Raw genomic sequence first — 11,631 nt, forward strand, 5'->3', positions numbered from 1 at the left:
CGTCGCGCAGCTCGCCGGGCGCGAGGGCGTCCCGGTGGCGCAGACGCGGATCACCTGCTCGCCCTCGGTCGCCGCCATCGTGCGCCTGGTCAGGGACGGCTACGGAATCGCGGCGATCCCGGGCCTGTTCGTCAGCGACTACCTGGACCGCGGGGAATTCGTCGAGTTGGCCCCGCTCCCGCCGCTGCCCGCGATCGCCGTGACCCTGTGCCGCAACGCCCAGGCGCAGGGGCTGACCCATGCCGCGGCCCAGGTGATGCAGCGGGCCTGCACCGAGTTTGGCCAAGAGACAGCCCCGCGCTTTATCGGCGTGCTGTGTTGAGCGGGAGGGTAGGGCGGCTGCGCCCGTGCACCAGCGCGCGCCGCAGGGCAGACAGGTTCTAAAATCCCCCGATGACTCTCCACCCCCCCACGCCACGCCCCGGCGCGCAGCCACCCGCCAGCGCATCGATATTGCCCGCGAACTGCTGCTGACCCCCTTTGGTCTGGACGAAGGCCATCTGGCCCGCGCGCTGGCCGAGATCCGCGCCCACCAGGTGGACGACGCCGACCTGTACTTTCAGTACACGCGCAGCGAGGGCTGGGGCCTGGAAGAGGGAATCGTCAAGACGGGCTCTTTCAGCATCGAGCAGGGGGTGGGGGTGCGCGCGGTAAGCGGCGAGAAAACGGCGTTTGCCTATTCCGACGACATCTGCGAGGCGGCGCTGCTCGACGCCGCGCGCACCGTGCGCTCCATCTGCGCGGCAGCGCAGGCCGGCCGGGTGCGGGTGGCGCGCCCCAAGCTGGCTGCGGGCCGCAGCCTCTATCCGGGCGTCGATCCGATCGCCTCGCTCGACAGCACGGCCAAGGTGGCGCTGCTCGAGAAGCTGGAGCGGCGCGCGCGCGCCAAGGACCCGCGTGTGACGCAGGTCATGGCGGGCCTGGCCAGCGAGTACGACGTGGTGCTGGTTGCCCGGGCCGATGGCACGCTGGCCGCAGACGTGCGTCCGCTGGTGCGCCTGTCGGTGACGGTCATCGCCGAGCAGGGCGGGCGCCGCGAGCAGGGTTTTGCGGGCGGTGGCGGACGCTTCGATCTGAGCTGTTTCGACGACGCGCAGATTGACCGCTACGTCGATGATGCGGTGCAGGCCGCGCTGACGAATCTGCAGGCGCGCCCCGCCCCGGCAGGCGAGATGACCGTGGTGCTCGGCCCCGGCTGGCCTGGCATTTTGCTGCACGAGGCCATAGGCCATGGCCTGGAGGGGGATTTCAACCGCAAGGGGTCGAGCGCCTTCAGCGGTCGGGTCGGTCAGCGTGTGGCGGCCCGGGGCGTCACGGTTCTGGACGACGGCAGCATCGCCGAGCGCCGCGGCTCGCTGAATATCGACGACGAGGGCCATGCAAGCCAGAGCAATGTGCTGATCGAGGACGGCATCCTCAAGGGCTACCTCCAGGACACGCTCAACGCCCGCCTCATGGGCGTGGCGCCCACGGGCAACGGCCGGCGCGAAAGCTACGCGCACATCCCCATGCCGCGCATGACCAACACCTATATGCGCGGGGGCGACAGAGACCCGGCGGAGATCATCGCCAGCATCAAAAAGGGGCTGTACGCGAGCAACTTCGGCGGCGGGCAGGTCGACATCACCTCAGGCAAGTTCGTGTTCTCGGCGAGCGAGGCCTATTGGGTGGAGAACGGCAAGATCGAGTACCCCGTGAAGGGTGCGAGCATCATCGGCAGCGGGCCCGAAGCGCTCAAGAAGGTCAGCATGATCGGCAACGACATGCGCCTGGACAGCGGCGTCGGCACCTGTGGCAAGGAAGGCCAGAGCGTTCCCGTCGGTGTGGGGCAGCCCACCCTGCGCATCGAAGGCTTGACGGTGGGTGGCACGGCCTGAACTCCCCTGCACCAGACGAGACGCGCCGACAGAGCCCACCCTTCGCCCTCCACGCACACCCATGCACACTGCCATGCCAGCTTCTTTCGCTTCCCTCTCCTCGCGCGCAAGCCCCTGCGCGCTCACAAGGTCGCGGCTGACCCCCCTGTTGCTGGCCGCGGCAATGGCACTGGCCGCTGCAGCCGCCTCGCAAGACGCGCAGGCGCGCAGCAAGAGAGCGGACCCGTCCGCACCCGGCGGGCCGACCCAGGCGAAAAAGCCATCCGCGAAAATCAAACACCAGCGCAGTCCGTCCGAAGAGAGCAGCGCGCAGCGGGACCGGCGCCTCTACCGGGAATGCCAGGGGCGCCCGAACGCGGGCGCCTGCCTGGGCTATACGAAGAAACCGTGAGCCCCGCGTCCGCGGCAAGCGCTCAGAAGTGATCCCGCCCCTGCAGACGCGCGAGGATGCGCACATCGTCCCCCACGCGGTCCAGCGAATGAAAAGCCAGCGTCTGCGCCTGCGATAACGCGGCCAGGGGCGCAAGCTGCGCCATGCCAAAGCCCTCACCGACCAGCCGGGGGGCCAGGTACAGCAGCAGTTCATCCACGCATCCCGCGTGCAGCAGCGAGCCATTGAGCTGGTACCCCGCCTCGACGTGCAACTCGTTGATCTCCCGGCGTCCGAGGTCGCGCACCATGGCCACCAGGTCCACCTTGCCCCGCACGTCCGGCAGCAGGCTCACCGTCGCGCCGCGCTCCTCGAGCGCGCGCCTTTTGGCGTCAGGCGCGACGGCGGCGTAGATATGGACGGCGCGCTCGGCGCCGAAAAGAGCCGCATCGAGCGGCACCTGCAAGGCACTGTCGACCAGCACCAGCGCAGGCTGCCGATCCGTTGGCACCGCGCGCACGTCCAGCCGGGGGTCATCGGCCAGCACCGTCCCGATACCGGTCAACACCGCGCAGGCCCGGGCCCGCCAGGCATGCCCGTCGGCGCGTGCGGCAGGCCCCGTCAGCCATTGGCTGACACCGCTGTGCAGCGCCGTCACCCCGTCCAGCGACGCCGCCACCTTCATGCGCACCCAGGGCGTCTTGCGCAGCATGCGGCTGAAAAACCCCATGTTCAGCGCGCGCGCGGCCTGCGCGCCAGATCCGACCTCGACCAGCACGCCAGCGGCGCGCAAACGCGCAAACCCCTGTCCGGCGACCAAAGGGTTCGGATCGGCAATGGACGCCACGACCCGGGCGATTCCCGCGTCCACCAGCGCATCGCAGCAGGGCCCCGTGCGCCCGTGGTGCGCACAGGGCTCGAGCGTGACGTAGGCCGTTGCACCAACGACACAGTGCCCGCATTCCGCCGCATTGCGCAGGGCCATGATTTCGGCGTGCGCGCCCCCTGCACGCTGGGTCGATCCGCGCCCGAGAACAAGCCCGCCGGAATCGGCAATCACACAACCGACGCGCGGATTGGGCGACGTGCGGTACAGGCCCTCAGCGGCCAGTTCCAGCGCTTGGGCAATGCAGTCCGAGTCCGACATAGAACCAGGAAGCCTAACAAAGAAACCTGACGCCGGCGATCGGCGGTCAAACCGGGTGCATGAACGGTAGGTGCCGATTCACAGGCACAAAGTTTACAATCAATTAACCCCATCCATCACCTTGGCACAAAAAATCAACCCGTATGACAAACCGAGCCTGTCCCCCCGCCGAAACCCGGGATACCGGGCGTTCCCAAGGCGCGCGCCGAAAGGCTTTGGCCTGATCGAAGTGCTCGTGGCCATCGTCATATTGACCTTCGGACTGCTGGGCGCCGTAGGAATGCAGGCATTCTCCATCCAGGCCACCCGCGACGCACGCCTGCAGGCCCAGGCCGTTGGGCTCGCGGCGGAGCTCGCGGAAATGATGCGCAGCAACAAGGCCATCGCCGTCAAACCCAATATTGCAGATAACCCCTACTTGGTCGCGTCGACGACGATGGCGTCCCCGAACTACTGCCTCAGCGTTTCCAGCGCCGCCACGGGCTGCACATCCACAACCGACGTGGCACGCGCAGCAATGACCGACTGGCTCGCCCGCGTCGCCGCAGAATTGCCCGGCGCCAGGGTCCGCATCTGCTTTGACGACGCGCCCTATGACGCTCAGAGCGGCCTTGCTCAGTGGAACTGCTCGGCTACTGCCACGCAGGGAATTGTGTTCATCAAGATCGGCTGGACCCGAGCAAGCACCGACAAAAGTGCAACCGGCGATGCCGCCCTGGAAAGAGCCGACGTCCGCCCCTCGGTCATTTTTCCGGTCACTGGCGGGACCACCACATGACGCTGCAACCGACCTCCCTCTCCTCGGGCCATCGGCAGGCAGCGGCAGGCATGACCCTGATCGAACTGCTGGTGGCCATGGCGCTTGGCCTGTTGATCACACTGGCTGCCACTGCCGCTCTGCTGGTTGCACGCCAGGGTTTCACTGCGGTCGATGCCGGATCGCAATTGCAGGACAACGGCAGATTCCTGCGCAGCATCGTCCAGCGGCTCGTGGCGCAGGCAGGCTACAGGGACCTGCGGTTCATCTCGGAAATGGCACAAAAATCGAACGCCGGCGCACTGCTGGCGCCCGACGTCTTTGGTCTGAACAACAGTTCGCGGGCTTCGGGCAATGCATGGAATCAAGGGACTGCACGCACGGCAGGCGAAGTTGGTTATGGCAGCGACATTCTGGTGCTTCGCTACCAAAGCAGTTCCAGGACTGCCGATGCAGCGGTGTCCGACAGGACGATGATCGACTGCGCCGGCGTCGCGGCGACAGCCGCACCGACGGCAGCGGGCGACAAATTGCTGAGTATTTTTCATGTGGGGGTCGGGAGCGACGGAGAACCAGCCCTCATGTGCACCCGACTGGGTACCGGAAGTACCGCTTACGATACCCAGCCACTGCTCTCGGGGGTGGAAAACTTGCAACTGCTGTACGGAGTCGACGGTATTGCTCCGGGCAACACGGCAGTCCCTTCAGCAAGTACCGCAGACTCGGTGCCAGAGCGCTATTTGCGTGCAGACCAGTTGACGGTGTCTGGTAATGACCAAGCCACGTATGCAAACTGGCGTCGGGTGCGCAGCATCCGCGTCGGCGTCGTGCTTCGGGCCTCCCCCGGATCGGCAATCGACCAGAGCAGCCAGACCTTTTATCCGCTCGGAATTTCAAAGGGCTCGGCGGGTGGAGCCAAGGGTTCCGCCTTTGCAGACAACGCCAATGATCCAGGCACCGTATACACCCCCGTAGCCGATGGCCGTTTGCGCCAAGCGATAACTTTCACCGTGCATTTGCGCAACTCCCAGGGCGACTGATATGGCTGATATGGCGATTTATAAGCCGGGGCTGTGGCCCGCATCTTCCGCGAGCGCAAGAAAGCTCAGGTCAGAGCGCGGTTTGTCACTGATCATCGTTATGCTGATACTGATCGTGGTTTCGCTGCTGGGGATTGCCGGCGCACGGATTGCCATGATGGCGGAGCGCGGTACCCGCAATGACAGGGACCTGCAGATCGCCTGGCAAGCGGCAGAGGCGGCGCTTGTCGATGCGGAGATGGATATCGAAGGTCAGCCAGCCAGTTCCACCAACAAGAGAAACGCGGTCTTCAAGCAGGGCGACGTCGATTTGAGCCAATTCGTCTCCGGTTGCGGCTCCACGGGAACAAGCATTGGACTATGCAGTCTGAACCCCAAGGAAGAAAACCCGGCCTGGCTGGCCGTCAACTTCGAAAAAACCGGCACCGATGCAAGAACGGTGGAATTCGGAAAATTCACAGGTCGAAACTTCCCGGCGGGCGCAAGAGGCATACAGCCGGTAAAACCCCCGCGCTATGTGATTGAGCCCATTCCCGATGAAGAAAGTACAATGATCGACACCCCCGCAAAGAAAAAATTCCTGTACCGCATAACCGCCATGGGTTTTGGTCCCAAGGGCGACACACAGGTTGTGCTTCAGATGATTTACCGTAATTAAAATTTCCGAGAGGACTTCATATGCCTGCATCCACCGTGCGTAGAGACATGCCAGAGCTGCACAAGCGGCACCCGAAAAGCCTTATGGCTTGGTTGGCTTGGGCTGTTGTGCTGCCCATGTCCATTGCCGTTTCTTGGCTGGCCATCGGCAGCGAAGCGCCGCCCACGATTCAAAAGATCGCCTTGGCCAGCGCCCCCTTGTATGCCACGTCTACGGTAGACAAACCGACCATGACGCTCGCACTGTCCGTGGAATTTCCAACGGTAGGGGCTCAATACAACATCCTTGGAAGCGAAGATGATGATGATGACTCGTATACAACAGATAAAGAATACCTTGGTTATTACGATGCAGAGAGTTGCTACAAGTACATCGACGATCCGCAAGAAAGGCCCACTGCATCACAGAGCAAAGCGGATTACAAACGCTTTGACAAGGTTGGCAATGCAGATGGAAGAAAATGTACCGATGCATTCAGTGGAAATTTTTTGAACTGGGCATCCGGTTCTGCCATTGACATGCATCGATTGGCGCTTTCGGGGGGGGATCGCTATATCGACACGAAAGACTTGACCATTCTGCAACGCGCCGTATTACCGAACGGTAATCGCGATTGCATGTGGAATAACCTGGATTACTTTCCGTCAAAACAACTCAAAAAAGATGGTGGTGGTGTCGGCACCTATTTCGGTGCAGTCCCCGCAATCATGATTACGGCTGCGAATGGCAATGACATCTATGTCGCCAATATGCTCAACCGTATTTATTTCGGAAGGACCAGAGGAGGGTGGTGCAACGATACGTCGAGTTACAAACTGGGGGCAAAAACCAATACCACCCGTGTCAACACTGTCTGGAACCAGGTGATTCAGCCTCGTTCTGTTACTCAAGGTCCTTCCTGGATAGAATGCGCTAACGAAGGCGGAGTCTGCGATTTCTCTGGAAACAGGGAAGTCATGTTTGGAGTAGCAAACCAATGGTTTTCTGTCTACGCACACAATGGCGTCGACTGCACGGAAGATGTAATGGTAAAACCTGGTCCCGGGTCCGCCAACAGGCGTCCAGGGACACTCAGGAAATGCTTCATTACTCAGCACAATGGCCCCTGGGGAAGGCGCCCGGTATCTCCGGAACCAACGAACGCCATGAGTTTGAATTCCGATGGCTATTTTTACGCACGCGTGCGGGTATGCGACGTTGATTCTTCAGGCAAGCTTCAGGATTCCCGCAACTATGACTTCTGTGAAAAATATCCCAATGGAAATTACAAACCAACGGGTGTCATCCAGAAATACAGCGAAAAAATGCGCTTCGCAGCATTTGGTTATCTTCTGGATAATAATAGTCGGTATGGTGGCGTCCTGCGCGCTCCGATGAAATATGTTGGTAGCAAGACCTATGATATCAGAGGTTACGAAAATTCTGCATCCGGAAATAATCCGAATACCGAATGGAATGCCCAAACCGGCGTGTTTATCGAGAACCCCGACAGGAATAATAATTATCAAAACAGTGGAATCATCAACTATCTGAACAAGTTTGGCCGCTCCGGCATCGTACCCGGCGTGTACAAAGTTTTCGACCCTGTCGGAGAGCTTTATTACGAGGCACTGAGGTATCTTCAGGGACTTCAGCCAAGCCCCAATGCAATCAAAGAACCCATCGACTCCACAATGGCAGACGGATTCCCTTATTTCAAGAAATGGGATGACCCGTATGGCAATGGACGCACGAATGGAAGCGATTACTCGTGCGTCAAGAGCAATATCGTTGTAATTGGAGACGTTGGCACCCATGATAGCGATAGAATGCCCACCGTAGATATTCAAAACAATATTCCGGACATCCGTGAATGGCGTGATATCGTTCGGAATTTCGAGAATAAGAGAGAAACTGTCAATTATTTCGATGGACAGGGCACAAGGCAGAGAATTTCCAATCCAAACAGTGCAAATCCCAATTCACCAGGTGGTACCACGGGTTTGATCGTGGGTGCTGCGTACTGGGCCAGAACGCATGATATCCGAGGCACTGACTGGACGAACAAAGTCGATATGCAGCGTCCAGGCCTGCGGGTCAAGACATTTACCTTCGACGTGAATGAGGCTGGTCGTCAAAATAATGACGCACAACGCCGTACCAGAAATCAGTTTTTCTTGGCTGCAAAATATGGCGGATTTGAAACGGATCCTGCCAATTCCGCCGGAAAGCCCTATAACACCCAGGGCAATCCCTTCAAGGACCAGACCGGCGCTGACAACAACAAGGTCTGGGAAAAATCCAATGAACCGGGTGAGGCCGACACCTACTATTTTTTCAACACAAGCAAACCATCGCCCGCGCGGGATGTCCTCTCGGCGTTCAATGACATCTTCAGCCGGACATCGAGCAGCATGCACAGTGTGGCTGGTGGCGGTCTGAGCACGGGCAGCAAGATCACCCAGGGCACGGAGTCGTATGCGGCCAAGTTCTCCACCAGCAATTGGAGCGGTGACGTCATCGCCAAGCCGATCACCCAGGATGCGAGCCATGCGAATGCGCTCGTGCTGGCCCCCCCCCGCTGGAGTGCCGCGCATCAGTTGGACACCATGTCATCGCCGGCTGATACGCGAAAGATCTTTGTGGGTCAGTCAAGAAGCAGCACATCCAATCCCTATCCCGTGGCGACCGAATTTACGTGGGACAAAATCGACAGGGCCTTGAAAGAGCATCTGGACAAGGTGAAATCGTCGGCTGCTGCGGATGGAAAGGCCAAGGACCGACTCGCGTACCTGCGCGGTGAGCGCAGCAAAGAGGGCAACCCGTTCAGGAAGCGCGACTCCCTGCTGGGGGACATCGTGAACTCCAATGTCTCGTATTCCGGCGCGCCATCCAAGGCCTTTGGTGGTGATGGGTACGTGGCTTTTCGCAAGAAATACGACGCACGCACCCCCGCCGTGTTTGCCGGCGCCAACGATGGCATGCTCCATGCCTTCAATGCAAGAACCGGAGACGAATTGTTTGCGTACATCCCCAGTTGGCTGGGACGCAATCTGTCCGCTCTGACAGTCCCTGACTTTGTCAACAATCACCAAAACTACGTGGACGCCCCCTCGGTGGTTGCGGAAACCCAGGTAGCGAATACCGGTCAAGATACCGACTGGAAGACGGTGCTGGTCTCCGGGACGGGCGGTGGTGGCTCCGGCGTGTTTGCACTCGACGTGACGGAACCGGACAAGTTCGACGCGAGCAAAGTCATGTGGGAATTTACGCGCGCCAATGACCCGGACATTGGTCAGGTGGTGGGAACGCCAAAGGTCATGAAAATCAAGACCGGAAACGCTACGGCCACCGCCAGCGCAAGCTATCGTTGGTTTGCTGTGGTGGCTGGCGGCGTGAACAACTATGTACCCGACGGCGACGGCAAGTTCAGCAGCACGGGCAAGCCTGCGCTATTTTTGCTGGCGCTCGACAAACCGGGAATGGAAGCCTGGACGCTGGGAACAAACTATTTCAAAGTGTCGGTACCCATCGACACTGCTCCGAATGCCACCAACGCCACAGGCTTGGCGAATTTCAGCGCCTTGTACGGAACACAAGGCGAAATGACCGACATCTACATGGGTGATCTCCATGGCGCACTCTGGAGACTTCAGTTTGCGGACAAGCCGGTGGCGGACTGGAACATGGACAAACTGTCGTTCTTCAACAAGGGCACACAGGATAGTCCGACCGCGTATCCGCTGTACATCGCGCGCACTGACGACGCCACACCCCAGGTGCAACCCATTTTTGCCGCACCGACCCCCTTTGCCGGCCCCATCGTTGAAGGGAAGGGGTCGTTCTACGTGGTGTTTGGTACCGGAAAGTACATGGAACCGTCGGACAATGGTCAAACGCCCACACAGACCATCTACGCCATTTATGACAACGGCTCCACGACGGCAGACTCGACCTCCGGGGTGAGTGTGATCACGGGGCGCAAACGCCTTCAGAAAGGGGTGGTGGATGCGACGAGCAAGACCGTGGCTGTCGCGGACTTCCAGTGGGGGCGTCCCCGTGTCGATGCCGACGGGGTCAGCAGTCCACGCGCGGGTTGGTACTTTGATTTGTCCTCCGGTGAACGCGTTGACCAAGCGGCTCTGAATATGGGCGCCCTGTCGGCTACCATCCATACGAAGATACCCCCCGGTGCGGGTGCTGCATCCACCGCATCCTGTTCCGCCGGATCAGGCGGCGGAAATCAGTATTTTCTGAATATCAGCAAGGGGGCTGGAAGCTATGTGCCTTCCAATCTGGGACTGCTGGGCCCGCCGGTCCTGCAGTCCAGCGACAGTGATGTCACGGTGACGGATAGTGACAGCACGGGCCGACGCATTCGCACGACGACCTTGCATCGCTTTACGCAAATGCAGGGTGGTATCGACACCAGTGCTCCATCTGTCAAGCTCACCGAGGTGATCGGCCGGCTGAGTTGGCGAGAAATATTCAACTACCAAGAAACGAAGAAATGAATCAAAAACACCCTCTGCGGGCCACCCGAGAATCTTCTTGCGGGTTCACACTGATCGAGCTCATGATCGTGGTGGCGGTCGTCGGGATACTCGCTGCCATAGCGTATCCCGCGTACACGGACTCGGTCCTGAAAGGGCGCCGGGCCCAGGGCCGGACCGCCGTGGTACAGCTATTGCAGCAACAGGAGCGCTATATGACCCAGAGAAACTGTTATCTTGCCTTCAGCACCAACCAAACGACAGGTGCGGCCACCGCCACTGCGTCTGCTGAATGTGGAGTGAGCGCAGCGACGAGCGTGCCATTCAAAACCTTTTCCGGTGATGCATTGGCGAACTCGCACTACGTACTGAGCGCGCAAGCCTGCTCGGGGGCCAGTGCTGCGACGCCATTGTCCCTCGCTGATTGTGTGCAGGCGGTCGCGACCCCGATCCGCCCGGATCCCGCTGGCGGAGACCTGCGCATGACCAGTACCGGGGCAAAAGACTGCACGGGTACCACGTCCAGACTCTGTTGGCCATGATGCACAAACGTACCGACCCGAGCGGCCGCAATGGCGGTTTCACGCTCATCGAACTGATGATCACCATTGCGCTTGCCGCAGTGCTGATGACACTGGCTGCGCCAAGCTTTGTTCAATATCAGCGCAACTCCGAGCTGACATCGATCACCAACTCGCTCCTGACGGCCATCAATGCGGCCAAGAGCGAGGCCATGAAGACTGGTAGAAATGCCTTTGTGAGGCCGCGTGCAACGCTCTGGACAAGTGGCTGGATCGTTTATGTCGACACCAACCGTGACAATACATACACAAATGGTACGGACACCACGGTGCAGACGCAGGAAGCGATAAAAGCTTATTTCAATATCACGGGCACTGACGTTGCTGCGGGTTCGACCCCCTATATCGAATTCAACGGCTCCGGGTACACCATCGACCAGACTGGGTCGCCCGTGGCCCTGAACCTGTCGATTGCGCGAACCGACGCCGCCAACGCGTCGGAAGAAACACGGCGCATCGTCGTGGCGCGCACGGGCCGGGTGAGGGCCTGCAAACCAAGCGCGGATACGAGTTGCACCAATTCGGCTACGCAATAGGGTCCGCCGGAAAACCCGCAACCCCGGCATCGGTACGTCAATGGCTTGCCCGGCGTTTGGGCTCCTCGTCGTTTCGTGTGGAAACCAACATGCACAATAGCCGCTGGTAGTGGACGCCAGCGGACAGGTCGCCTCGGGCCTGTCCACAGGTCCACCAAGTTGATGTTGAACATGGGAGTGTCTGATGGGTGTT

Annotated in this window: 10 protein-coding genes; 9 read left to right on the forward strand and 1 reads right to left on the reverse strand. The window is 60.3% G+C overall.

Annotated elements, in window-relative coordinates; all coding sequences use genetic code 11:
• The 3 genes from VTU_RS0110025 to VTU_RS0110035 all read left to right on the forward strand — a co-directional run.
• Positions 1-322: LysR substrate-binding domain-containing protein (locus VTU_RS0110025; RefSeq protein ID WP_010103779.1), on the forward strand; the 322-nt coding region annotated here is incomplete at its 5' end.
• A gap of 124 nt (positions 323-446) precedes the next feature.
• Positions 447-1,877: a metalloprotease TldD gene (gene tldD, locus VTU_RS0110030; protein WP_029554270.1), complete on the forward strand. Its 1,431-nt coding sequence runs from the start codon at positions 447-449 to the stop codon at positions 1,875-1,877.
• Positions 1,878-1,950: 73 nt separating this feature from the next.
• On the forward strand, positions 1,951-2,268 hold the full coding sequence (locus VTU_RS0110035; RefSeq protein WP_081479780.1) for a hypothetical protein: 318 nt from the start codon (positions 1,951-1,953) through the stop codon (positions 2,266-2,268).
• Positions 2,269-2,290: 22 nt separating this feature from the next.
• Here VTU_RS0110035 and ribD read toward each other — a convergent pair whose 3' ends face one another.
• Entirely contained in the window at positions 2,291-3,394 is a 1,104-nt protein-coding gene (gene ribD / locus VTU_RS0110040; protein ID WP_010103783.1) for a bifunctional diaminohydroxyphosphoribosylaminopyrimidine deaminase/5-amino-6-(5-phosphoribosylamino)uracil reductase RibD, read from the reverse strand.
• A 70-nt stretch (positions 3,395-3,464) separates the two neighbouring features.
• Here ribD and pilV point away from each other — a divergent pair, with 70 nt between their 5' ends.
• From pilV to VTU_RS0110070, 6 genes are read left to right on the forward strand one after another with little or no spacing between them, the layout of a single operon-like run.
• The gene (pilV, locus tag VTU_RS0110045) at positions 3,465-4,172 is read left to right on the forward strand and encodes a type IV pilus modification protein PilV (protein WP_236610698.1); all 708 of its coding nucleotides are present in this window, start codon (positions 3,465-3,467) and stop codon (positions 4,170-4,172) included.
• Positions 4,169-5,191 (forward strand): PilW family protein, encoded by a 1,023-nt coding sequence (locus tag VTU_RS0110050; RefSeq protein WP_010103787.1) that lies wholly within the window; start codon positions 4,169-4,171, stop codon positions 5,189-5,191. The genes pilV and VTU_RS0110050 overlap by 4 nt, the downstream gene beginning before the upstream one ends.
• A 1-nt stretch (position 5,192) precedes the next feature.
• Entirely contained in the window at positions 5,193-5,849 is a 657-nt protein-coding gene (locus VTU_RS0110055) for a pilus assembly PilX family protein (RefSeq protein WP_236610699.1), read from the forward strand.
• Between the two features lie 20 nt (positions 5,850-5,869).
• A complete protein-coding gene (locus VTU_RS0110060; protein WP_029554272.1) occupies positions 5,870-10,342 on the forward strand; it encodes a pilus assembly protein in 4,473 nt (1,490 codons plus the stop codon).
• Positions 10,339-10,863, forward strand: coding sequence for a type IV pilin protein (locus tag VTU_RS0110065; protein WP_010103793.1), 525 nt, complete (start codon positions 10,339-10,341; stop codon positions 10,861-10,863). The genes VTU_RS0110060 and VTU_RS0110065 overlap by 4 nt, the downstream gene beginning before the upstream one ends.
• Entirely contained in the window at positions 10,860-11,438 is a 579-nt protein-coding gene (locus tag VTU_RS0110070) for a GspH/FimT family pseudopilin (RefSeq protein WP_010103794.1), read from the forward strand. The genes VTU_RS0110065 and VTU_RS0110070 overlap by 4 nt, the downstream gene beginning before the upstream one ends.
• Positions 11,439-11,631 lie beyond the last annotated feature (193 nt).

The organism is Verminephrobacter aporrectodeae subsp. tuberculatae At4 (genome assembly GCF_000193225.1).
In the GTDB taxonomy this organism is placed as follows: Bacteria; Pseudomonadota; Gammaproteobacteria; order Burkholderiales; family Burkholderiaceae_C; genus Acidovorax; species Acidovorax aporrectodeae.